The 23,576-nt window shown below is 58.4% G+C and carries 25 protein-coding genes and 1 pseudogene; 17 read left to right on the top strand and 9 right to left on the bottom strand.

Annotated features, from left to right (window positions below; all coding sequences use genetic code 11):
• A pseudogene (locus ABJH13_RS02880) lies at positions 1–736 on the top strand (hypothetical protein); the annotation flags it as partial.
• A 6-nt stretch (positions 737–742) separates the two neighbouring features.
• Here ABJH13_RS02880 and ABJH13_RS02875 read toward each other — a convergent pair.
• Both ABJH13_RS02875 and ABJH13_RS02870 read right to left on the bottom strand, forming a co-directional pair.
• A complete protein-coding gene (locus tag ABJH13_RS02875; protein ID WP_348404706.1) occupies positions 743–967 on the bottom strand; it encodes a DUF2842 domain-containing protein in 225 nt (74 codons plus the stop codon).
• Positions 968–975: 8 nt separating this feature from the next.
• Positions 976–2,271 carry an adenylosuccinate synthase gene (locus ABJH13_RS02870; protein ID WP_348404705.1) on the bottom strand — a complete coding sequence of 432 codons (1,296 nt, stop codon included), beginning with the start codon at positions 2,269–2,271 and terminating at the stop codon, positions 976–978.
• Between the two features lie 174 nt (positions 2,272–2,445).
• Here ABJH13_RS02870 and ABJH13_RS02865 point away from each other — a divergent pair, with 174 nt between their 5' ends.
• Positions 2,446–2,841 (top strand): DUF6524 family protein, encoded by a 396-nt coding sequence (locus ABJH13_RS02865; RefSeq protein ID WP_348404704.1) that lies wholly within the window; start codon positions 2,446–2,448, stop codon positions 2,839–2,841.
• A 24-nt stretch (positions 2,842–2,865) separates the two neighbouring features.
• Here ABJH13_RS02865 and ABJH13_RS02860 read toward each other — a convergent pair whose 3' ends face one another.
• The 3 genes from ABJH13_RS02860 to nthA are packed head-to-tail and all read right to left on the bottom strand — an operon-like array spanning position 2,866 to position 4,459.
• Positions 2,866–3,183, bottom strand: coding sequence for a nitrile hydratase accessory protein (locus tag ABJH13_RS02860; protein ID WP_348404703.1), 318 nt, complete (start codon positions 3,181–3,183; stop codon positions 2,866–2,868).
• Positions 3,180–3,851, bottom strand: coding sequence for a nitrile hydratase subunit beta (nthB, locus tag ABJH13_RS02855; protein WP_348404702.1), 672 nt, complete (start codon positions 3,849–3,851; stop codon positions 3,180–3,182). The genes ABJH13_RS02860 and nthB overlap by 4 nt, the downstream gene beginning before the upstream one ends.
• Positions 3,848–4,459, bottom strand: coding sequence for a nitrile hydratase subunit alpha (gene nthA / locus ABJH13_RS02850; RefSeq protein ID WP_348404701.1), 612 nt, complete (start codon positions 4,457–4,459; stop codon positions 3,848–3,850). The genes nthB and nthA overlap by 4 nt, the downstream gene beginning before the upstream one ends.
• 328 nt (positions 4,460–4,787) lie before the next feature.
• On the opposite strand from nthA, the gene secG reads away from it, so the two are divergent.
• The 14 genes from secG (at position 4,788) to ABJH13_RS02780 (ending at position 18,353) form a co-directional block, all read left to right on the top strand.
• On the top strand, positions 4,788–5,156 hold the full coding sequence (secG, locus tag ABJH13_RS02845) for a preprotein translocase subunit SecG (RefSeq protein ID WP_348404700.1): 369 nt from the start codon (positions 4,788–4,790) through the stop codon (positions 5,154–5,156).
• A 173-nt stretch (positions 5,157–5,329) separates the two neighbouring features.
• On the top strand, positions 5,330–6,976 hold the full coding sequence (locus ABJH13_RS02840) for a CTP synthase (RefSeq protein ID WP_348404699.1): 1,647 nt from the start codon (positions 5,330–5,332) through the stop codon (positions 6,974–6,976).
• 58 nt (positions 6,977–7,034) lie between these two features.
• Entirely contained in the window at positions 7,035–7,835 is an 801-nt protein-coding gene (gene rlmJ, locus ABJH13_RS02835) for a 23S rRNA (adenine(2030)-N(6))-methyltransferase RlmJ (RefSeq protein WP_348404698.1), read from the top strand.
• A gap of 129 nt (positions 7,836–7,964) precedes the next feature.
• Positions 7,965–8,402: a TerB family tellurite resistance protein gene (locus tag ABJH13_RS02830; RefSeq protein ID WP_348404697.1), complete on the top strand. Its 438-nt coding sequence runs from the start codon at positions 7,965–7,967 to the stop codon at positions 8,400–8,402.
• A 37-nt stretch (positions 8,403–8,439) separates the two neighbouring features.
• The gene (locus ABJH13_RS02825; RefSeq protein WP_348404711.1) at positions 8,440–8,880 is read left to right on the top strand and encodes a TerB family tellurite resistance protein; all 441 of its coding nucleotides are present in this window, start codon (positions 8,440–8,442) and stop codon (positions 8,878–8,880) included.
• 161 nt (positions 8,881–9,041) lie between these two features.
• The gene (locus ABJH13_RS02820) at positions 9,042–9,818 is read left to right on the top strand and encodes an ATP-binding cassette domain-containing protein (RefSeq protein ID WP_348404710.1); all 777 of its coding nucleotides are present in this window, start codon (positions 9,042–9,044) and stop codon (positions 9,816–9,818) included.
• A gap of 27 nt (positions 9,819–9,845) precedes the next feature.
• The gene (locus ABJH13_RS02815) at positions 9,846–10,571 is read left to right on the top strand and encodes a transporter substrate-binding domain-containing protein (protein WP_348404696.1); all 726 of its coding nucleotides are present in this window, start codon (positions 9,846–9,848) and stop codon (positions 10,569–10,571) included.
• 52 nt (positions 10,572–10,623) lie between these two features.
• Positions 10,624–11,508 carry an ABC transporter permease subunit gene (locus ABJH13_RS02810; RefSeq protein WP_348404709.1) on the top strand — a complete coding sequence of 295 codons (885 nt, stop codon included), beginning with the start codon at positions 10,624–10,626 and terminating at the stop codon, positions 11,506–11,508.
• Positions 11,505–12,311 carry an ABC transporter permease subunit gene (locus ABJH13_RS02805; RefSeq protein WP_348404695.1) on the top strand — a complete coding sequence of 269 codons (807 nt, stop codon included), beginning with the start codon at positions 11,505–11,507 and terminating at the stop codon, positions 12,309–12,311. Before ABJH13_RS02810 ends, ABJH13_RS02805 begins: the two co-directional genes overlap by 4 nt.
• Before the next feature lie 60 nt (positions 12,312–12,371).
• The gene (locus tag ABJH13_RS02800) at positions 12,372–13,706 is read left to right on the top strand and encodes a glutamine synthetase family protein (RefSeq protein WP_348404694.1); all 1,335 of its coding nucleotides are present in this window, start codon (positions 12,372–12,374) and stop codon (positions 13,704–13,706) included.
• 7 nt (positions 13,707–13,713) lie between these two features.
• A complete protein-coding gene (locus ABJH13_RS02795) occupies positions 13,714–14,391 on the top strand; it encodes a type 1 glutamine amidotransferase (protein WP_348404693.1) in 678 nt (225 codons plus the stop codon).
• On the top strand, positions 14,391–15,749 hold the full coding sequence (locus ABJH13_RS02790) for a glutamine synthetase family protein (protein WP_348404692.1): 1,359 nt from the start codon (positions 14,391–14,393) through the stop codon (positions 15,747–15,749). The genes ABJH13_RS02795 and ABJH13_RS02790 overlap by 1 nt, the downstream gene beginning before the upstream one ends.
• A 25-nt stretch (positions 15,750–15,774) precedes the next feature.
• Positions 15,775–17,079, top strand: coding sequence for an FAD-binding oxidoreductase (locus ABJH13_RS02785; protein ID WP_348404691.1), 1,305 nt, complete (start codon positions 15,775–15,777; stop codon positions 17,077–17,079).
• 86 nt (positions 17,080–17,165) lie between these two features.
• Positions 17,166–18,353 (top strand): aminotransferase class I/II-fold pyridoxal phosphate-dependent enzyme, encoded by a 1,188-nt coding sequence (locus ABJH13_RS02780; RefSeq protein WP_348404690.1) that lies wholly within the window; start codon positions 17,166–17,168, stop codon positions 18,351–18,353.
• Here the strand turns inward: ABJH13_RS02780 and phaR are convergent, their stop codons facing one another.
• The 3 genes from phaR to phaC form a co-directional block, all read right to left on the bottom strand.
• Complete coding sequence (phaR, locus tag ABJH13_RS02775) at positions 18,354–18,911, bottom strand: polyhydroxyalkanoate synthesis repressor PhaR (protein ID WP_348404689.1); 558 nt, start codon at positions 18,909–18,911, stop codon at positions 18,354–18,356. It abuts the gene before it with no gap.
• A 133-nt stretch (positions 18,912–19,044) separates the two neighbouring features.
• Positions 19,045–19,491, bottom strand: a complete 447-nt coding sequence (locus ABJH13_RS02770; protein WP_348404688.1) for a phasin, PhaP — start codon at positions 19,489–19,491, stop codon at positions 19,045–19,047.
• Between the two features lie 139 nt (positions 19,492–19,630).
• Positions 19,631–21,436: a class I poly(R)-hydroxyalkanoic acid synthase gene (gene phaC, locus ABJH13_RS02765; RefSeq protein WP_348404687.1), complete on the bottom strand. Its 1,806-nt coding sequence runs from the start codon at positions 21,434–21,436 to the stop codon at positions 19,631–19,633.
• A gap of 110 nt (positions 21,437–21,546) precedes the next feature.
• Here phaC and phaZ point away from each other — a divergent pair, with 110 nt between their 5' ends.
• The gene (phaZ, locus tag ABJH13_RS02760) at positions 21,547–22,827 is read left to right on the top strand and encodes a polyhydroxyalkanoate depolymerase (RefSeq protein WP_348404686.1); all 1,281 of its coding nucleotides are present in this window, start codon (positions 21,547–21,549) and stop codon (positions 22,825–22,827) included.
• Between the two features lie 11 nt (positions 22,828–22,838).
• Here the strand turns inward: phaZ and ABJH13_RS02755 are convergent, their stop codons facing one another.
• The gene (locus tag ABJH13_RS02755) at positions 22,839–23,546 is read right to left on the bottom strand and encodes an alpha/beta fold hydrolase (RefSeq protein ID WP_348404685.1); all 708 of its coding nucleotides are present in this window, start codon (positions 23,544–23,546) and stop codon (positions 22,839–22,841) included.
• Between the last annotated feature and the right edge of the window lie 30 nt (positions 23,547–23,576).

Here is a 23,576-nt window from a genome sequence, read left to right as displayed (position 1 = left end):
CGACGTATCAGAGCCCGTTCCCCCCCAGGCGCCGCTGCTCTTGGAAAACCAGGAGACTGCGCAGACCGAAACCGATGCGGCAGAAGATTTGTCGCGCCTTATGGCGGAGGCCGACACGCAGATGCAAGATCCCGGCGGGGCCACCCGTCGCAGCGCCTTTGACCACTTGCGCGCCGCCGTCGCCGCCCGGTTTGCCGATAAAACCATGCGCGATACCACGCTCGAAGAAACCGTCGCTCAACCCTATCGCAAAGATCTGGCCCAGGCAGTGAAACCTCGCCGACCCGTGGCCTCTGGATCGCGCGCGCGACCGCGCCGGTCGTCAGAGCTTGCCCCACTTCGGCTCGACGCAGAGCAACGGGTTGATACCGGAAACCTACGCAAAAGCAGACCTTTGCGGCAAAATCTCGCCGCGGCCAATCATGCAGATGATACGGTGCCTGCCAGCGACAGCGGGTTTCCCGGCTTTGCGCAAAACGTCGATGCAACCACCTTGCCAGAGCTGGTCGAGGCTGCAGCCGCCTATCTTGGGTTTGTCGAAGACCGCGTTGACTTTTCGCGCCCCGAATTAATGGCCAACGTGCGACAGGCCCATCCCGGCGATTTTGATCGCGAAAACGAACTGCGTGCCTTTGGGCAATTGCTCAGAAGTGGGAAAATCGAACGAATCGAAGGCGGGCGGTTTCGCGCCGCCGACAGCATCGGGTTTCAACCTGATGAACGAGCGGCCGGGTGACGTCGTTTAAGGGTCCGCCTTGTCGGGATCGGCTTGCCCGACCCCTTTGAAGACAAACTTAAATGGCAAGGCCCACACCACGCCCAACACGACGTAAATAAACAATTCCAACAGGATAGACGGGCGTTCTAACCAGTTGATCACCGTAATCGACGTGACAATATAAAGCGGTAGCCCGATCAAGAGGATCAAAAGCGATAATCTGCGTCGGGCTTTATAGGTTAGGGCCATTTGGTCTCTCAATCGGCAAAGGGATCCGTCACAAGGACCGTGTCCTCGCGTTCGGGCGAAGTAGAGAGTAGCGCGACAGGGCAATTGATCAACTCCTCGACACGGCGCACATATTTGATCGCATTGGCGGGCAAATCAGCCCAACTGCGCGCGCCTTCGGTCGATTCCGACCAGCCGGGCATTTCCTCATAAATCGGCGTGCAGCGCGCCTGATGATCCGCCGCCGTGGGCAAATAATCCATCCGCTCTCCGTCCAGATCATAGCCCACGCAAATTTTCAGCGTCTCGAAACCGTCCAACACGTCCAGCTTGGTGAAGGCGATACCCGTCACACCGGATGTCGCGCAGGTCTGGCGCACCAACACCGCATCAAACCACCCGCATCGCCGTTTGCGCCCGGTAACTGTGCCAAACTCATGGCCACGCTCGCCCAAACGTTGCCCGTCCGGGTCATCCAATTCTGTCGGAAACGGGCCTTCCCCGACGCGCGTCGTGTAGGCCTTGACGATGCCCAACACGTAATCGATCGCACCCGGCCCGACGCCAACACCCGTGGCCGCCTGCCCCGCGATGACATTTGACGAGGTCACAAACGGGTAAGTCCCGAAATCAATATCCAGCAACGCGCCCTGCGCGCCTTCAAACAGGATCCGTTTGCCGGCCTTGCGCTTTTCGTTCAACACCTTCCAGACCGGGGCCGCATATTCCAAAATACGCGGTGCGACCTCACGCAACTGCGCCAACAGCGCGTCACGGTCCACCGGCGCGATCCCAATGCCGCGGCGCAGCGGGTCGTGGTGCTGCAACGCACGGTCCACGCGTGCCTCTAATGTGGCAAGATCCGCCAAATCGGCAACCCGCACAGACCGCCGCCCGACTTTGTCTTCGTAGGCCGGGCCAATACCGCGCCCGGTGGTGCCGATCTTGGTGCCCTTGCTCGCGGCTTCTTCGCGCGCGCGGTCCAATTCACCGTGGATCGGCAGGATCAGCGGCGTGTTTTCCGCGATCATCAGAGTTTCGGGGGTGATTTCAACGCCCTGTTCGCGGATCGTCTCGATCTCTTTGAGCAGGTGCCACGGGTCCAGAACCACACCGTTGCCGATCACCGATAGCTTGCCACCGCGCACAACGCCCGAAGGCAGCGCGTTCAATTTGTAGACTTTACCGTCGATCACCAGCGTGTGACCTGCGTTATGTCCCCCTTGGAACCGTGCAATCACGTCTGCCCGCTCAGAGAGCCAGTCCACGATTTTGCCTTTTCCCTCATCGCCCCATTGCGCACCGACGACGACTACATTGGCCATGGCTGATCCTCTCAAATGTCCGTCAAACCCGCGCCGGTATAGCCGCACAGTCTCCGGGGCGAAAGCGAAAAAGCCGCATCACGCATGGCGATCTGCACCACCGCTTTCCCCATGGACATTCCCCCAGCCACACACGTAGTTTCCCGCGAAATTGCGCAAGGCGGAGACAGCGATATGGGTTTTCTGACACGGTGGGCGTTTGCCTTTGTATTGCTGGCCCTGACCTTCAACCCAACCCCATACAACTATATCCAATGGGTGCGTGACTATGGCGGCACGAACCTATCTGTTGCGGTGTTGCTGGGGTTGGTGCTGGCGATTGGCTACATCATTTACCTGCGCGCGACGTTGCGGTCGATTGGGGCGGGCGGCATGGTTTTGGTGCTGGCCGTTGTTGGTGCGCTGATCTGGGTGTTGCATGATCTAGGCGTGCTGCGGCTGAACAATTCGAGCCTGAACGTCTGGCTTGGGGTGCTGGCGCTGTCGGTGGTGCTTGGGATCGGGCTCAGCTGGAGCCACGTGCGCCGTGCCCTGTCGGGCCAGTCCGATGTAGACGACGTGGACGACTAACCCGCCCACGCCTTTGCCACATGATCAGCCGTCTAATGAAACCGGCGCGCCGTGTGGGGTGCGCAAATAGGCGGCTTCCCAATCGGCCTTTACCTTTTCGGCCTCTTGCGGATCGGCCAAGGCCATTTGCGCCAACACCTGTTCCAATGTGTCCAGCCACGCGATGAAATAATCGTGCCCGCCATCCAGGTCCTTGGACAGACCGTGTTGCTTTAGCATCGCGCCGAATTGCGTCGCCCAATCGGGCCAATCAAACTGCCCCGCTTCGTTCAAATACACTGTCAACGCAAAGACTTGCGCGTGCCAAGGTTCGGTGAACACCGGATCAGGTTGGGCGGTCATGCGGGCTCCAGATAGCTTTGCCATAGATCCAACACGACCTCGTCGCGGGGGTGTTCGGGGTGGGCCCAAAGTTCAGATGCGGCAATAGCCACCGCATAAAGCGGCTCTGCTGCGTCGCCCATCCGGTGGGCCGAACTGTCGGGCAAAATATGCGTGCCATGCATCCGCACGATCCGCCCCACTGCGCCCGCCGCATAGCCCGGCAGCCGCGTGTGCCCCCCATCGACCTGCGTATTGGCGGCAAGACGGCGGGTGCGCACGGCGTCACCGGGTTGGAATTTTTGCGCAATGTCACTGGGCCGATCCGACGGGCCGCCTGCGGCCAACATCGGCGCAACCTTCTGTGCGGTCAGCGTGCGGTCGGCCATGGGCGTGGGGGCCGTGTCACCGGCGGCCAACTCTTCACGGCTGACCAGCTTGGTCTCGACCAACAAGTCCGCCAAAGCCGCCATCCATTTTTCGTAGTAGGAAAAACGGGCGTAATCCAACGGAGCTAACCTTTCGCGGGCATGGCGCGACACGTCGATATTCCATGTGCCGTGGGCCGCAGATGCCAAGGTCAACGCCAATGCCCGCGGGTGCCAGTCCGCGTGAAAGATCACGCTTTCGTCCTCGGGAATCACCGGCCCATCGCCATAGCGCCCGCCCATGTCATGCAGCCGGGTCACGGGGTCACCGCCAGTCCGGTGCCGATCATGCTGTCGCGGGTGATCAAATCCATCAACGCCGCCTCGTCCATGTGGCCGGTGCCTTCGGGACGACGTGGGAGAACCAAATACCGCACCTCAGCGGTGGAATCCCACACCCGCACCGCCGTCTCTTCTGGCAATGTCACACCAAAATCAGCCAACACTGCGCGCGGTTCACGCACCGCACGCGCACGGTACGCGTCAGATTTATACCACCCCGGCGGAATGCCCAGCAACGGCCACGGATAGCAGCTGCACAAGGTACACACGACCATATTATGCGTCTCGGCGGTGTTCTCAACGGCCACCATATGTTCGCCTTGGCGCCCGTAGAACCCCAGATCGGCGACAACTGCGGTCGCGTCTTGCAACAACGCCGCCTTGAACGCCGGGTCCAGCCAGGCACGGGCGACGACCTGCGCACCGTTCCGAGGGCCGATCTTATTTTCGTAAGTGTCAATAATTGTGTCCAGCGCGGCGGGGTCGACCAACCCTTTGCGTGTCAGAATCGTTTCGAGCGCCTTGACGCGGAGCGCCGGGTCAGAGGGCAGCAGGCTATGCGGGTGGTTTGGATCATCATGTGGCATAACGCGGACTTTGATCTTCCCCGCCCGCGTTGTCCAGTACGATCCCACCTATCGGGGCCATTCGTCTGAGATATAGATGTTTTTCCGTGCGGTCCGGGGTGCGATACCCGCAGTGATTGCCCCATATCTTAGCGCCCCCCGTTGATCCGAACGCCCATAGAACACCCGCAACAGTTGCGCATGATTTTGGCACAGCACCGGCCTCCCATTTCGGGCATATCGCCATGCACATTGCAGATGCTGTGAAATCCGGGGCAATCCTCCCTTGCGAGCAACCGCAAACTTGCCTAGATACCCCGAAAGTAATTTGAACCACATTGGGTCATCCATGGAAAACGTCGTCCTGATCGTCCACCTTATACTGGCACTTGGCCTGATCGCTGTCGTCTTGTTGCAGCGCTCCGAAGGCGGTGGCCTGGGTATGGGCGGCGGAGGTGGCGGCGGGGCCATGTCAGGCCGCGCGGCTGCAACCGCGTTGGGCAAAATGACCTGGGCCTTGGCCGCGGCATTTATTTGCACATCAATCACCTTGACGATCTTTGCCGCTGAAAATGCGTCTGGGTCTTCGGTGATCGACCGGTTGGGCGTGACGCCCCCTGCCCTGAACGAACCTGCCAGCCCTGATCTGCCGGATGGCGATTTGCTGCTGCCCCCTGCTGCGGATGATACGACACCGCTCGTTCCCGCTGTAGATTAATCTCTTACTACAACCCCTTGCGGGTGTAGGACGTTTTGCAACAGCATGTTGCGGCGCGTCTTGCTTTTTCCACCCGAATCCTGTTAGGCTTAAGTCCCGTGGAGTTGCGATTTTCGCAACCCATCCGGGCGGCTTGTTTTTGACCGCGTAGATGCACGGGAGCATATCTGACCATGGCACGTTACATTTTCATCACCGGCGGTGTTGTTTCCTCTCTGGGCAAAGGGTTGGCATCGGCAGCTTTGGGTGCATTGCTTCAGGCGCGCGGGTTTTCTGTGCGTTTGCGCAAATTGGATCCGTATTTGAACGTCGATCCCGGCACGATGTCACCGTTTGAACACGGCGAGGTGTTCGTCACCGACGACGGCGCCGAGACGGATCTTGATCTGGGCCACTACGAACGGTTCACCGGGGTCGCGGCACGCAACACCGATTCTATTTCGTCCGGTCGGGTCTATTCCACCGTGCTGGAAAAAGAGCGCCGTGGTGATTATCTGGGCAAAACCATTCAGGTGATCCCGCATGTTACCAATGAAATCAAAGCCTTCCTTGATGTGGGCGGCGATGAGGTTGATTTCATGCTGTGCGAGATTGGCGGCACCGTTGGTGACATCGAAGGGCTGCCGTTTTTCGAGGCCATCCGCCAATTCGCCCATGACAAACCCCGCGGCCAGTGCATTTTCATGCACCTGACATTGCTGCCCTATCTGGCCGCCTCGGGCGAGCTGAAAACCAAACCGACACAGCATTCGGTCAAAGAATTGCAATCCATCGGCATCGCACCCGACATCTTGGTATGTCGTTCCGAACAGCCGATCCCCGAGAAAGAACGCGAAAAAATCGCACTGTTCTGTAACGTGCGCAAAGAGGCCGTGGTTGCGGCCTACGACCTGAAAACCATCTATGACGCGCCACTGGCCTATCACGCGCAGGGCCTTGATCAGGCGGTGTTGGACGCCTTTGATATCTCCCCCGCACCACGCCCGGATATGACCGTCTGGGACGACGTCTCTGACCGGGTGCACAACCCCGAAGGCGCCGTGAAAGTCGCGATTGTAGGCAAATACACCCAGTTGGAAGACGCGTATAAATCCATCGCCGAGGCGCTGACCCATGGCGGCATGGCCAACCGGGTCAAGGTCAAGGTGGAATGGGTCGATGCCGAAGTGTTTGACCAATCGGATGACGTGGCCACGCATCTCGAAGGGTTCCACGCTATTTTGGTGCCCGGCGGGTTTGGCGAACGCGGCACCGAGGGCAAGATCAAGGCCGCACAATATGCGCGCGAAAACGGCGTGCCCTATTTGGGCATCTGCCTGGGCATGCAGATGGCCGTGATCGAAGCCGCGCGCAATGTGGCCAACATCAAGACGGCCGGGTCCGAGGAATTTGACCACGAATCGGGTAAAAAGCGCTTTGAACCTGTGGTTTACCACCTCAGGGAATGGGTGCAGGGCAACGCAAAGGTATCGCGTAAAGTCGGCGACGACAAAGGCGGCACCATGCGGTTGGGCGCCTATGATGCGGTGCTGGCCGAGGGGTCAAAAGTGGCCGAGGTTTACGGCACCACCACCATCGACGAACGCCACCGCCACCGCTATGAGGTGGATATCAAATACCGCGACAAACTCGAAACCGCGGGCCTGCGGTTCTCGGGCATGTCCCCAGACGGCACGTTGCCCGAAATCATCGAATGGCCCGATCATCCGTGGTTTGTCGGGGTGCAGTTCCATCCAGAGCTGAAATCCAAACCGTTTGACCCGCACCCGCTGTTCAAGGATTTTGTCCGCGCGGCCAAAGAAATCTCGCGCTTGGTCTAAGGGACATAGCACGCCGTTTTCCGATTGCGTCTGGGCGCTAAACGTCTAAACGGGCGGCGTGCTGAGCTATCAACATATCTACCACGCCGGAAATCTGGCGGATGTGCATAAGCACGCGCTTTTGGCGTGGATGTTGACGTATCTGACGCGCAAAGACAAACCTATCAGCTATATCGAAACCCATGCGGGGCGCGGGCTGTACGATCTGTCATCGGACGCGGCACGCAAAACCGGCGAGGCCGCGCAGGGCATAGAGGCCGTGTCGGGCTGGTTTGCCGCTGACCATCCACTGGCGCAGGTTTTGGCCGATTTGCACCGCGCGCATGATGCCACCAGTTACCCCGGATCACCGCTGATTGCGGGCAAATTGCTGCGCGCCACCGACCGCATGCACCTGGCCGAAATGCACCCCACAGAACACGCCGCGCTGCGTCAGGCGATGCGGGGGTACCCGGCGAAATGCTACCAACAAGACGGCTTTGCGCTGGCCCATGCGCTGACCCCGCCGACCCCCAGACGCGGGTTGATGTTGATCGACCCCAGCTATGAAATCAAAGACGACTATGCCCAGATCCCCAAACATATCGCGCGGATCACACGGGCGTGGAATGTGGGCACCATTTGTGTGTGGTATCCGCTGCTGACATCGCAGTTGCACGCCCCCATGCTGGACGCGTTGATCGCCAAATACCCCGATGCGCTGCGCCATGAAGTGCGGTTCCCCCCTGCCCGCCCCGGCCACGGGATGATCGGATCGGGTCTTTTTGTGATCAACCCGCCCTATGGGGTGTCGCACGCCGCAACGCAGCTTGGCACGTTGTTTGGAACGTTGGGTCACCCACCCCAGACGCGCTGTTAGGCAGGTTGCGTTTTGTATTTTGCCTGCCACACTGTGCGTATGTTTTGTAAATGCCCACTGCCGTTTTATCGGTGATGCCCCGCCCGCGCACCGTGTTTTTCTAAACCCGCCTAACCCGACGAGTTGCCCATGTTTGAACGCCTGTTTCCACGCAGAAAACCCGACCCGAAACCATTGCCACAACCAGATGCCCAGTTGGCCTTGGGTGCGTTGCTGGTGCGGGTGGCCATGGCGGACCGCAGTTATGAGGCCACCGAAGTCAGCCAGATTGACCGCATTTTGTCGGCCACCTTTGGGCTCAAACCGTTGGATGCCGCCAAGCTGCGCGCAACCTGTGAGGCGCTCGAACGGCATGCGCCCGGCACGCCCGAATTTGCCCAAATCCTGCGCGATGAAATCCCCTATGAAGACCGCAAGGCGCTCGCCGATGCCATGTGGACGGTGGCTTTGGCCGACGGCGACCGCGCCCTTGACGAAGAAATACAACTGTTGGCCATCGAAACCGCCCTTGGCCTCAGCGATGAAGACATCGCCGCCGCCCGCCAAACAGCCCTGCGACACACGTGACATTTGCACGCCCACAAAACGGAACTATATCAACGATATGTTTGCTGATTTCATAAAACGGTTGACCCAACCCTCTGACGAGGCGCTTCCCGATGAGGACGCGCGTCTGGCTCTTACTGCGCTGCTGGTTCGTATCGCCCGATCCGACAACGACTATAGCGACCGCGAAAAAACCCGGATCGACCAGATCACGGCGCGGCGCTATGGCATAGGCCCCGGCGCAGTCACCGCATTGCGCGCCGAAGCCGAAGCGTTAGAGGCAGAGGCCCCTGATACGGTACGTTTCACCCGCGCCATCAAAGACGCCGTCCCATATGAAGAACGCCGCGCCGTGGTGCACGCCTTATGGCAGGTGGTGTTGGCGGATGGCGCGCGCGCCCAAGAAGAAGACGCATTGGTGCGTATGGTGACCAACTTTCTGGGCATCAGCGACCGTGATTCTGCGCTCGCCCGGCAGGCCGTCGACGGCAGCGCCTGACCCCTCCGGCCCACAGATGGTGCGCGGCTGCGCCATCTGCACGCATCGCAGCATCCGGCCCAAAATCGCAGTGCAGCGCACTCATTTCATGCATTCTACATTGCAAAACCCGTAGATCTGCCTCTTTATAAAGCATTGATTCACGTGTGGGACATCGCATTTTGGCACCAGACCAACCCGTTATAGAGATCACCGATCTCCACAAGGCTTACGGCCCGCTTGAGGTTTTGAAGGGCGTCAGTATCCGCGCGCCCAAGGGCCATGTTGTATCGTTGATTGGCTCGTCCGGGTCTGGCAAATCCACGCTTTTGCGGTGTTGCAACCTGCTCGAAGACAGCCAGCAAGGCGAGATATCGTTCAAGGGCGAACCCGTGCGTTGGAAAGGTGCGGGCCATAACCGGCGCCCCGCAGATGCCGCCCAAGTGCTGCGCATGCGCACCAATCTGTCGATGGTCTTTCAACAGTTTAACCTGTGGTCACATATGTCCATCCTACAAAACGTGATGGAAGCGCCGCTGACCGTTCTGGGGCGCGACCGGACGCAGGTCGAAGAGGCCGCGCGCGGGTACCTCGACAAGGTCGGGATCGGCGACAAATGCGATGCCTATCCCGCGCAATTGTCGGGGGGGCAACAACAGCGTGCGGCGATTGCGCGGGGATTGTGCATGGAACCGCAAGCCTTGCTGTTTGACGAACCCACATCCGCCCTCGACCCCGAGCTGGAACAAGAAGTCGTCAAGGTTATCAAAGATCTAGCCGCCGAAGGGCGGACGATGATCATTGTGACCCACGACATGAAACTGGCCCGCGATGTGTCAAACCACGTGGTGTTCCTGCATCATGGGCGGATCGAAGAACAAGGCCCGCCGGATACGGTTTTTGGCGCGCCAAAATCCGAACGATTGCGTGGGTTTCTGTCAGCCACTCACGCGACATAATCACCATAATAAACTGGGAGACGATCAATGAAAAACCTCATCCTCACCACCACAATTCTGGCGGCAACCGCTGGTGTGGCACTGGCCGATGGCCACGGCAAAACCATACGCTTAGGTACAGAAGGCGCCTACCCTCCCTATAACTTCCTCAACGATGCGGGCGAAGTTGATGGGTTCGAACGCGAAGTGGGCGACGCCCTTTGCGCCCGTGCCGAACTGACCTGCGAATGGGTCACCAACGAATGGGACAGTATCATCCCCAACCTCGTTTCAGGCAACTATGATGTGATCATCGCGGGCATGTCCATCACGGATGAACGCGACGAAGTCATTGATTTCACGCAAAACTATACGCTTCCCGACCCATCTGGCTATATCGCGCTCTCTGCCGATGCAGACCTGAAATCGGGTATTCTTGCGGCGCAAACCAACACCATTCAGGCCGCCTTCATCGCGTCAGGCGCCGGCACGTTGGTTGAATTCGCGACACCCGAAGAGACCATCGCGGCCGTCAAAAACGGCGAAGCGGATGCCGTTTTGGCCGATAAGGCGTTCTTGTCCCCCATCGCCGACGCCGACGCCGACCTGGTTTTGCTAGAACAAGAAGAGCTCATCGGCGGTGGCATCGGCCTTGGTGTGCGCGAAAGCGATGCAGACCTGAAGGCCAAGCTCAACGCGGCCATCACCTCTATGAAGGACGATGGCACACTGAATAAACTGCTCGCAAAATGGGAAATTTTCGGACAGTTCTAAACAGACAACAGGGGGTGGCACGGGCCGCCCCCTGACCATTTAAGAGGCTCTTATTTTTAGTTTTTGTACAGATCCCAGCACCTTACCGGATTGGCAGTGGATGGCGTGTTACCTGACCACGGGCAAACACATGTCGATCTATTGGTCGGTCCTGACGGTGCTTTCTTTGCTGGCGATCACTGCGCCAATTGCGCTGCTGTTTGGCTTTGGTGGCGCCTCTGCAGCGCGCGCGCAGGTTGCACCCCTGCGGTGGTTGGGCAAAAGCTACATCTCTATTGTGCGCGGCGTGCCCGACATCGCGTTCTTCTTGTTTTTCGTGATCGCGCTGGATCAGGGTATCGAATATCTGCGCCACAAAGCGTTGTGCCCTGATGCGACCGCCCCGATCCGCCAAGGCAGTGACTTTGTCGTCTGTCAGGCGGCCAAAATGCCCTTGGGCAGCGCGCCGCAATGGGTGCACGAAACCTACGGGTTTTCCCTTGCGGTCCTGACGTTTGCCATCGTGTTTGGCGCGTTTGCGGCCAATGTTTTGTTTGGTGCCATGCAGGCCGTACCACGCGCGCAACTTGAAACCGCCGAAAGCTATGGCATGACGCAACGCCAAACGTTTTGGCGTATTTTGGTTCCGCAAATGTGGGTATTTGCCCTGCCCGGTCTGAGCAACCTTTGGATGATTTTGATCAAAGCCACGCCACTGTTATTTCTGCTCGGCGTAGAAGACATCGTTTATTGGGCCCGCGAATTGGGCGGCACCAAAACACCGCGGTTCACCGACTATCCGCATGGCGACTGGCGCATGTGGTACTTTCTGGCGCTGTTGGTGTTTTACCTGCTCTTCACGCGCGTATCCGAAGTGGTGCTGGCACGCATAATGGCCCGGTTGACACGTGGTCAGGCCACGGCGGCCGGCGAAGCCCAACGCAAGGCCACCTCATGAGTTGCCTGCAAACCATCCAAGACTATGGACTGCGCGCGATCGGCATCGGCGAACGGTTGCTTCCGCGCAACGACTTCACCCTATGCGAACAATTCACGCTGATCGGATCTGGCATGATCTGGAACGTCTATTTCGGCGTGGCGGCCTTGATGATGGGGTTTTTCTTTGCCACAGCTTTGGCCATGGGCAAGGCCTCACAGCGCAAAATTTTGCGCAAACCGGCGGAATGGTTCATCTTCCTGTTTCGCGGCTCGCCGTTGTTTATACAGTTCTTTTTTGCGTATTTCCTGTTCTTGAACCTCAAATCAGTGTCACCGCTGTTTGACCCATTTACGACCGCTTGGTTGGGCGCGCTGGTGGTGTTGTTCTTCAACACCGCCGCCTATTCCGCCGAGATCTTTTACGGCGCGCTGATGTCCATCCCAAAGGGCGACATCGAGGCCGCAGATGCCTACGGTCTGTCGGGGTGGATGCGGTTCAAACGGATCATCTGGCCCACCATGCTGCGGCTGGCATGGCCGTCTTATACCAACGAGGCGATCTTTCTGTTTCACGGCACCGCGCTGGTGTTTTTCTCGGGGTTTCCCGCGTGGCAACAACGCGGAGACGCGCTTTATTACGCCAGTTATTTCGCCGACAAGACGTTCAATCCCTTTGTACCCTACCCGATCCTTGCGTTCTATTTCATCATGCTTACGCTGGTGGTGATTGGTGTTTTTGGTCTGGTGAACAAACGGCTGAACCGCCATTTACCCCAAACCATGCGTCGTAAATTGAGGTTGCGCCCGAACCTGATCCGGTAGTACTTCTGGATTTGATCAAATTATTTTGGGCGTGTGATGACCCCATCACATCGGTGAGACATGAAGAACTGGCTCCGTAAGAACCCGCACGTGCGCACCATCCGCGTGGCCGCGTCTGACCTGAACGGTCAGGCCCGCGGCAAACGCATCCCCGCCCGCTTTGCCGACAAAGCCGTCGAGGGAGGCACGCGATTTCCGCTGTCGGTGTTGAACCTGGATATCTGGGGCGAAGACATCGAAAACAGCCCCCTGGTCTTTGAACACGGCGATCGCGATGGGGTGCTCAAACCGACCGAACGCGGGTTTATGCCCATGCCGTGGCTGGATGCCCCCACCGCGCTGTTGCCGATTTGGATGTTTCACGAAGACGGCACGCCTTTTGCAGGCGATCCGCGCCATGCCCTCAAGGCCGTGTTGGACAGGTTTACCGCGCGCGGGCTGACGCCTGTCTGCGCCGTAGAGCTGGAATTTTTCCTGATCGACGATTCCGGGCGTACCCTACAGGTGCCCCCCTCGCCCCGGTCCGGCAAACGCCGTGTGGCGGGCGAAATTTTGTCGTTGCGCGCGTTGGATCAATTCGACAGCTTCTTCACCGATCTTTACGACGCCTGCGAAGACATGGACATCCCCGCCGACACCGCCATTTCAGAGGCGGGTCTGGGACAGTTTGAGATCAACCTGATGCATTGCGATGATGCGATGCGCGCCGCAGACGATGCGTGGTTGTTCAAGATGCTGGTCAAGGGCATGGCGCGCAAACACGGGTTTGCCGCCAGTTTCATGGCCAAACCCTACCCCGATTATTCAGGCTCGGGGCTGCATATGCATTTTTCGGTGCTGGATGCGGATGGCAACAACGTTTTTGATGATGGCGGCGAGGACGGCACGGATGTGCTGCGCCACGCGGTTGCGGGGTGCCTGGACGCGATGCCGGGGTCCGCGCTGGTGTTTGCGCCCCACGCCAACAGCTTTGACCGGATGGTACCGGGGGCCCACGCGCCGACGGGGATCAGCTGGGCCTATGAAAACCGCACCTCAGCCATTCGCATTCCGTCGGGGGCGCCGGCGGCCCGGCGCATCGAGCACCGGGTCGCCGGTGGCGACGTCAACCCGTATCTCATGTTAACGGCCGTTCTGGGCGCCGCCATTGCAGGTATCGAGGACGGCGCAGAACCGCCCGCCCCCATCACCGGCAACGCCTATGAAGCGCAGTTGCCGCAGATCCCCGGCGACTGGGGCGCGGCGATTGATCGCTTTGAGAGCAGCCCGCAGATTGCGCGTATATTCCCCCCCGAGTTGATCCGCAACTTTGTGCTTACCAAGCGGCAAGAGTTTCGCGATATGCAAGAGCTGTCCCCCGAGGAACAATCTGCGATTTATCTTGATACCGTATGAGGCACCCATGAAAATCGGCATTCTGATCACCGGCCACCCGCCCGACACCATGATGGAAGGGGGGCTATATGATCAGTATTTCGCCCGTCTTTTACAGGGGCGTGGGTTTACCTTTCAGGGGTGGTGCGTGTGTGACGGCGAGATGCCAGATGATGTGACGGCCGCCGACGGTTGGCTGATCACCGGGTCGAAACACGGCGCCTATGAAGATCACGATTGGATCCCCCCGTTGGAGGATTTCATTCGTGCCGCCCATACCGCGCGGCGGCCCATGATTGGCATCTGTTTTGGTCATCAGATCATCGCCCAAGCGATGGGGGGCCGTGTGGAGAAATACGCAGGTGGCTGGGCCGTTGGGCGCACCGAATATGACGTGGGTGGCAGTCGCATCGCAGTGAACGCCTGGCATCAGGATCAGGTCGTTGAAAAACCGCAGGCCGCAGAGGTTTTCGCCAGCAATGATTTTTGCAAAAACGCAGGGTTGGTTTATGGTGACGGAATGTGGACGTTGCAGCCCCACCCTGAATACGGGCATGATTTCATTGACGGATTGATCCGCACACGCGGCAAAGGCGTGGTGCCAGCGGGCCTGCTGCAGGAGGCAAGCGCGCGGTTAAACACCCCCACCGACCGGATGGATGTCGCAGATACTATGGCCGCGTTTTTCAAGAAAGAGAGGGCCTGATGGCCGATTGGACAAGCCGACTGCCCGCCCCCGCACAGGCCTATCTGGAAGGGCGTCGTTTGGATGAGGTGGAGTGCATTATCTCGGACCTGCCCGGAATTGCGCGGGGCAAGGCGGTTCCGGCGTCGAAATTTGCGCGGCAGGATTATTTTCACCTGCCCGACAGTATCTTTTACCAGACCATCACCGGCGATTGGGGCGAAGCCGCCGGCGACGAAGGGTTCATCGAAAAAGACATGATCCTCAAGCCCGACATGACCACCGCCACCGCCGCCCCCTGGACGGGCGATTGGACGTTGCAGGTGATCCACGATGCCTACGACCGCGCCGACAACCCCGTGCCCTTCAGCCCGCGCAATGTCTTGAAACGGGTGTGTCAGCTATACCGTGATCAAGGCTGGGAACCTGTTGTCGCCCCCGAAATGGAGTTTTTCTTGGTCGCACGCAATATTGACCCCGCCCATGAAATAAAACCCATGATGGGGCGGTCTGGTCGGCCCGCCGCAGCCCGGCAGGCCTATTCAATGACTGCGGTGGATGAATTTGGCCCCGTTATCGACGATATCTATGATTTCGCCGAAGCGCAGGGGTTTGAGATTGACGGCATCACCCAAGAGGGCGGCGCGGGCCAGCTCGAGATCAACCTGCTGCACGGCGACCCTGTCAAACTGGCGGATGAGGTGTTCTATTTCAAACGGCTGATCCGCGAAGCTGCCCTGCGGCACGATTGTTTCGCCACCTTCATGGCCAAACCCATCGCCGATGAACCGGGCAGCGCCATGCACATCCACCATTCGGTGCTGGATACCAAAACCGGCGCCAATATATTTTCTGGTCCCGATGCCGAAGAAACGGACGCTTTTGCGCATTTCATTGGGGGGCTGCAAACCCATATGCCCGCCGCGTTGGCCGTCATTGCCCCGTATGTGAACAGCTATCGCCGGTATGTGAAGGACCACGCCGCGCCGATCAACCTGCATTGGGGGCGCGACAACCGCACCACGGGCATTCGGGTGCCGCTGTCGACCTCGGATGCGCGGCGTGTCGAAAACCGGCTGGCGGGGATGGATTGCAACCCCTATCTGGGCATCGCGGCCAGTCTGGCCTGCGGATACTTGGGGCTGATGCAACACACGGCACCGACGCGGGAATTCAAGGGCGATGCCTATGACGACGAAGGTGATATCCCGCGCGTTTTGGGCTCGGCGCTTGATTTGTTCGAAAGCGCCACCGAATTGCACGACGTATTAGGCCCCGAATTTGCGCGGGTCTATTCTATCGTGAAACGCGCCGAATATGACGAATTCCTACAGGTCATTTCCCCGTGGGAACGCGAACATCTGCTGTTGAACGTATGACCGGCCACCCGGTGGGGCGACGCGCGTGAACCTGCTTTATGCCAATGACACGCGCGGGGCCTACCCGCCCAGTTGGTATGCCGCCAGCACCCCGCCCTTGGCGCCTTTTGACGCCTTGCGCGGGGCGGTCAAGGCCGATGTCTGCGTGATTGGCGCAGGCTATACCGGGTTGTCAGCGGCGTTGCATCTGGCGCAGGCGGGCCACCGGGTTGTTGTGCTAGAAGCACAGCGGGTCGGTTTTGGCGCATCCGGGCGCAATGGTGGGCAGTTGGGCAGCGGCCAGCGGGTGGAACAAGACGCCCTTGAACGCATGGTCGGCACGACGCAGGCCCACGCCCTGTGGCATCTGGCCGAAGACGCCAAGGCACTGGTCAAATCCCTGATCCGCGATCATAAAATCGAATGCCACCTCACACCCGGCGTCGCACATACCGCATCAACCGCCGCACAGGTCGCGGACCTGCATGACTACGCCGACCTGCTGGCCGATCGATATGGTTATGCGGATGTGACGTCCCTCGATGCCGAAGCCTGCCACGCGCTGTGCCCCTCGCCCGACTATCAGGGCGGCATCTTGGACATGGGCGCGGCACATCTGCATCCGCTGGCCTATGCGTTGGGGTTGGCGCGCACGGCCGTCGCGGCAGGGGTGCAGATCTACGAAAACTCCTGCGTGCATCACCTGGGCCACGGCCAGCCTGCGACCGTGCGCACCGATGCAGGCCAAATCACAGCCGATCACGTGATCCTTGCGTGCAACGGGTATCTGTCGGCGTTGGCCCCGTCGGTGTCCGCGCGCGTGATGCCCATTAACAATTTCATCGTCGCCACCGAACCTTTGGGCGCAGACACCCGGCGTGTGCTAACACGTGACGTCGCCGTGGCCGACAGCCGGTTTGTGGTGAATTATTTCCGTCTCAGCCACGATGGTCGGCTGCTGTTTGGCGGCGGCGAAAGCTATGGCTACACATTCCCACGCGACATCCCCGCCACGGTGCGCAAGCCCATGCAGGTGGTCTTTCCCCACCTCAAAGACGTCAAAATCGACTATGCGTGGGGCGGCACCTTGGGCATCACGATGAAACGGTTCCCGTATCTGGCACGGGTGGCGCCCAATGTGCTGTCGGCGTCGGGCTATTCCGGCCATGGTGTGGGCACGGCCACCCACGCGGGCAAATTGATGGCCGACGCCATCGCCGGTGACACTGCGGGGTTCGACACGATGACCTGCATCCCAACCCCGGCGTTTCCCGGTGGCGGCGCATTGCGCACGCCGTTGTTGGCGCTGGCGATGACATGGTACGCCATGCGTGACCGTCTGGGCCTGTAACCCCGCTGTTATTACGAAAAATTCACTTGGCGCGCCGCGATGCGCAATTTATGATCCGTGCAACCTAAAGTTCAGAAAGCTGAAATATGTCACTGCCCGACATGCATGCCGCCGACCCCATTCCCGAAACTGCCCGTGCCGAAATAGACCGATTGTTGCAAAGCGGCGATCTGTTTCGCTACACCGCAGCAACGGACGCGCCCGTTGCCCTGTTGGAGGCGGAATTTGCAACCCTCATGGGCAGCAAATATGCGCTCGCGGTGTCGTCGTGTTCGGCGGCCCTATTTTTGTCCCTGAAAGCGTTGGATCTGCCACGCGGCGCCAAGGTTTTATTGCCCGGATTTACATTTGCCGCGGTGCCATCTGCCGTGGTGCATGCCGATTGCACCCCCCTTCTGTGCGAAGTGGACGACACCTACCGCGTTGATATCAAGGACTTCGCCGCACGTCTGCCCAATGCAGACGCGGTGATCATCAGCCACATGCGTGGGCACACCTCCGATATGGATGCGATTTTGTCGCTGTGCGACGCCGCGCAGATCCCCGTCATCGAAGATGCCGCGCATTCGTTGGGCACCCTATGGCGTGGGCAAAAAATCGGCACGCTGGGGCGGATCGGATGTTTTTCGTTTCAGTCCTACAAAATGATCAACGCCGGCGAAGGCGGGATCATGATCACCGATGACCCCGATCTGGTGGCCCGTGCTATCATCATGTCCGGCGCCTACGAACATAACTGGAAAAAACACCCGGTGTTGCAAAACGCCTTTGCCAAGCATCAAAACCAGCTGCCGTTATATAACCTGCGGCTCAATAATATGTCGGCCGCGCTGATCCGCCCGCAGCTAGATGCGCTGCCCCAACGGGTGCAAGACGGGCGGCGCAACCACGATTATATGGCCGATCAATTGAACGCGTCGCCCTATTTCACGGTGCCTGCCCCACTTGATGGGGAAGAGCGCGCGCCCGACAGTATACAGTTTAATATCAACGGCTTGGACGACACCGCGATCGCCGAGTTTGCCCGCACCGCCGATGCAGCCGGCGTCAAAGTACAAGTCTTTGGTCAAAGCGCCGACAACGCGCGCGCATTCTGGAACTGGCAATTCATCGACGACCTGCCTGACTTACCGCAAACACGCCGGATGCTGATGCGGGCCTGCGACGTGCGCCTGCCCGTGCGGTTGACCCGCAAAGATCTGGATGCCGTTGCACAGGTTCTGCTAGATGCCGTGACCAAGGTGGCCGCCACATCCCTGACAGAACCTGCGTGATTATTTCAGCTTGGACAGCTTGTCCTGAAGCTCTGCAAGCTGCTTTTTGATCACGTCGAGGTCTTCGCCCTGCTCGGGCGTTTCCTCATCTTTGGCCGGTGCGCTCCATCCGGGGGTGTTGCCCAAACCACCGGTCATGGCTTTGACAAAGGCCTGCTGTTGCGCTTGCATCAGCTCAAACCCCGGCATTTTGGCCATCGGGTTGATCGCGGTCATCTTGTCCATCATCTGGCTTTGACCATCACGCAGCATCTCAAAGGACGCCTGCAGGAACTGCGGCACGACACTGCCGCCCGGGGTCATGTAACTGCGCACCAAATCGTTGAGCACATCCACAGGCAAAATGCTCTCGCCCCGGCTTTCGTGTTCGGCGATGATCTGCAGCAGATATTGCCGTGTCAGGTCGTCGCCCGACTTCAGATCAACGATCTGCACCTCGCGCCCTTCACGGATCAACGTGGCGATATCGTCTAGTGTCACGTAGTCGCTGGTTTCGGTGTTATACAGGCGGCGGCTTGCATATCGCTTGATCAGCAAAGGTTTACTTTTTTCAGCCACATCGCTTCTCCCGCACCAGACGCTGCAGTGCAGCTTAGGGCAGGGTTTTACAAAAAGAAAGGGCGGGCTTTCGGAAAAAGCCCACCCTCCAAATTTGCGCTATTCAGGGAGGATATAGCGCAAGTAGAACTGGTTACTTTGCAGTTGCTGCCTTCTTGACCGCAGCAGTTGCCTCTTTTGTTGCCTTTTTGACGGCAGCAGACGCATCTTCGCTCATGTCCTTGCCAGCGGCCATCATCAGCTCAACGGTTTCCATCTGTGCCTTTTTCGCCACTTCGGCGAAAGCTGCCATGTGCTCGGCCGCTGTTTCGGAATAGGCCGATGCGAAATCGGTCATCGCTTTGGCATAATCAACAGGCTCTGCTTTGGCTTTTGCCATGTCTGACAGTTTGGCCAGTGTGTCTTGTGTCCATTTGCTGGAAATCGCGGTTGATTTCTCGGCAGCTGTCAGCGCCACGCCAGATAGTTTTTCGTTCAAAGACGCAGTTGTTTTGAACGCATCTTCCATCGCTGCGGTGTCCACAGGGAATGCGCCCATTACGTCTTTCAGCATCGCGGTCATATCAGGTGTCTTTGTCATTTCACAAATCCTTTTGGCTGCTGCGGGGCACCCCCGCTGTGTCATCGTCTGATATCTATATACATGCTGCATCGCAGCATTTCAAGTTTTTTTTCTGCATCGCAGCATCCCCCAAAAACCGACACTAAACCACGTGAAATCAAAGAGATGCCTTTTTGCAGACATATGTTCCCGGCGCATCACACAAAACTGGGTGCACCGAATCTCCCGGAATACGTGCAGAGATTTGCGCACCACCGCGTTTTTTCAACCAGTCATCCCAACGTGGCCACCACGACCCTTCGTGAAAATCGCCCTGCGCCAGCCACTCTTGATGCGACAGTCCCAGATCGGGGTTGGTATAGTGTCCGTACTTTTTGCGGGTGGGCGGGTTAACGATCCCCGCGATGTGGCCGGATTGGGTCATGATAAAGGTCTTATCTTTTGACCCCATTTGCTGAATGCCCCGGTAGCTGTCTTTCCACGCCGCGATATGGTCAGCTTCACAGGCAATCGCACACAGCGGCACATCCACATCGTCCAACGTCAGTTTATGCCCCAACAAGTCGAACCCGCCTTTGGCCAGTTCGTCACGTTGGCACAACCCACGCAAATATTGCACCGCCATTTTGGCCGGCAGGTTGGCGCCATCGCCGTTCCAGTACAGCAGATCAAACGCAGGCGGCGTTTCCCCCATCATATAGCTTTTGATCGCAGGGCCATAAATCAGGTCATTTGACCGCAAAAACGAAAACGTCCGCGCCATGATGACAGATGGCAGCACACCTTTGTCTTCAACTTCGGCCTCGATTCCGTCGATGAAATCATTCGTCAGGAAAGGCGCAAATTCCCCCTGATCCGCAAAATCCGTGAGCGCGGTAAAGAAGGTCGCCGATTTGACCGATTTATCGCCCTTCTGTTTCAACAGTGACAACGTCAACGCCAGCGTCGTGCCCGCAATACAATAGCCCACCACATTGATCTGCCGCTCACGGGTGATCGCCTTGATCTCGCGGATCGCGGTCAAATAGCCGTCTTCGACATAATCTTCCATGCCAACATCGCGGTAGGTCGGGTCGGGATTAACCCACGATACCATAAAGACGGTGTGTCCCTGATCGACCAGCCATTTCACCATGCTGTTTTGCGCTTTGAGATCCAGAACGTAATATTTGTTGATCCAAGGTGGGAAAATCACCAACGGGGTTTTACATACTTTATCCGTAGTGGGCGTATATTGGATCAGCTCCATCATACGGTTGCGAAACACCACCTTGCCCGGCGTCGTGGCGATGTTGCGCCCCAGTTCAAACGCGCCCTCATCCGCCAGCTTGACCACCAATTCACCGCGGTTGGCCTCCAGATCGTTGATCAGGTTTTCGAGCCCACGCACCAAGCTCTGGCCTTCGGTCTCCAACGCTTTTTCCAAGGCATCGGGGTTTGTCGCCAGAAAATTGGTGGGCGACATCAAATCAACGATCTGTCGGGCGAAATATTCCAACCGGTTCTTTTCACCCGGATCCAGATGGGTAACGTCTTGCACCGCGGTTTTCAGGGCGTCTGCGTTGATCAGATACTGTTTCTTGACGTAATTGAAATAGGGATGCGTATCCCACAACGGATTTGCGAACCGCCGGTCAGTTGGGCCGGGGTCGGCTGGCGCGGCCAATTTCCCCTTGGACAACTCATGCTGCGCTTGCACAAAGTGCTTCATTGTATCGGCCCAAAACCCCATCTGATGTTCAAATACTTTGGCCGGATTATGCACAGCTTCGGCCCAATAGGCCTGTGCTGCGCGGCCAAATAAATCTTGTCCGGGGCCATCCAACGCGGCGTTATGGGTCTGACGATTGGTCAGAACCTTTTGAAAACGTTCTGATAATTCCTCGACCTTTTGCAGGTTATCCGTCAACTTTTCTAGGGTTTCACCTGCGGGGATAAGCGCGGCGTCGGAATGTATTGTCATATTAATCTTTCCCTCGTATGTTCGCAGGTGCAGCATTCATGTCGTTGGATTTCAGGGGGCGAAGCGACTGTATCTTTCGGTGCACCCGGATAGTAACAAGGAGACCCCTCATGCGCTATATGGCAACTTACGACCTAATGGAGACGTTTCGCAACACCAACCAATGGTTGGGTGCAACTGCGCTCGCTATGGGAGCATACCCTGCTTCTTCGTTGATGCCAAACCCCGCTTTTGCCTGGATGCAAGCCTGGGGTGAGGTCACAGAACGCACATTTCAGCGCATGGTCGTGAAGCCCGATTGGAATATTCCGGCCCTCCCGAGCAGCGATGGCCAAGACCACACCGTCAACACAGAAATCGTCGTGCGCAAGGATTTCGGCGATCTTGTACATTTTGAGATCCCCGGGCGCGAAACGCCTGCGCGCAAGGTGCTGTTGGTCGCACCGATGTCGGGCCATTATGCGACATTGCTGCGGTCGACCGTGATCAGCCTGCTGCCCGATACCGACCTTTATATCACCGATTGGCACAATGCCCGCGACATCCCCGTCAGCGCTGGCAAGTTCGATATCGAAGACTACACGCTTTATCTGGTGGATTTCCTAAAAGAACTTGGCCCCGACACCCATGTGATCGCCGTGTGCCAACCCGCCCCTTTGACCTTGGCCGCCACGGCCTATCTGGCCGAAGAAGACCCAGAGGCACAACCGCGCAGCCTGACCTTGATCGGCGGCCCGATTGACCCAGACGCGACCCCCACCGATGTGACCGATTTTGGCCACCGCATGAACATGGGTCAGCTCGAAGAAATGATGATCCAGCGGGTTGGGTTCAAGCACCCCGGCGTTGGGCGGTTGGTGTACCCCGGCCTGTTACAGCTCAGCTCTTTTATTTCGATGAACGCCGAAACCCACGCCAAGGCCTTCACCGATCAAATCGGCCGTGTCGCCCGTGGCGAAGCCGCTGACCACGACAAGCACAATAAATTCTACGACGAATACCTGGCTGTTATGGATATGACCGCCGAATTTTACCTATCGACGGTTGAGCGTATCTTCAAAAACGGTGAGATCGCCAAAAACCAGTTTTCTGTCGCGGGCAAACAGGTTGATATCGGTAAAATCACGACTGTTGCGGTTAAAACCGTTGAAGGGTCCAAAGATGACATCTCGGCGCCCGGTCAATGCATCGCCGCATTGGATCTGTGCACGGGCCTGCCAGACGCGAAAAAGGCCAGCCACCTCGAAGACGGTGCGGGCCACTACGGGATTTTCGCAGGCAAAAGCTGGCGTAAAAATATCCGCCCGCTGGTGTTGGATTTCATCGACGCAAACACACCCAAACCAACCAAAAAACCACGCAAATCAGCCAATAAAAACGCCGCGGCCTGATTTATAGCTCACTACGGCACGGCAGGTCTGGCCATCCAACCCCGCAGGGCTTGGGTGGTTTCGGCAGGCTGTTCCAACGTTGGCAGATGCCCTGAGTGTTCCAAAATTTCCAGCTGCGCATTGGGTGCCAGATCAGCCATAGACCCGTGCCGTTTGACAGGGCACTGCGCATCATGTGCGCCACATAAAATCAACGCGGGGGTTTTGCATTTGCGCAGCGTGCTTTGCTGATCGCGCCTGCGTTGCAGCGCGCGGGATTGGCGCACAAACACGTCGGCGCCCAAAACATCCGCCATATCCATGGCAAGATCCAACACCTGTGCGTGATGCGCCCCGGGCGCAATGATGTTGCGGTCGATTGTCTCGCGCATCACATCCAGCACGCGACCCGTGCGCGCGGCAACGATCTGCGGTTCCCGCGCGGCCGCAACCTGCGGGGTGTCGGCCAACGGGGTCGTCGCCATTAGCGCGATCCGGGTGATCCGGTCCGGGGCGCGGCGCAACAATTCCAGCGCGACAACCCCGCCCATACCCAACCCCGCCAGCGCAAACCGCACGGGCAATTGATCAAGCAACATCGATGCGATTTCTTCGATCCGCTCCCCTTGGGTGACCGGCGCGACCATCACCGCCGTGTCCGAAGACATCTCGGCGATTTGGGGGCCAAAAACCCGTGCGTCACACATGAAACCGGGTAAAAACACCAACGGATCAGGCATCGCACGGCCCCGCACTAAGCTGATTACACG

The organism is Roseobacter sp. (genome assembly GCF_039970775.1).
In the GTDB taxonomy this organism is placed as follows: Bacteria; Pseudomonadota; Alphaproteobacteria; order Rhodobacterales; family Rhodobacteraceae; genus Roseobacter.
The sequence above is the reverse complement of the archived record's forward strand: the minus strand, read 5'-3'. Positions and strand labels throughout refer to the sequence as shown.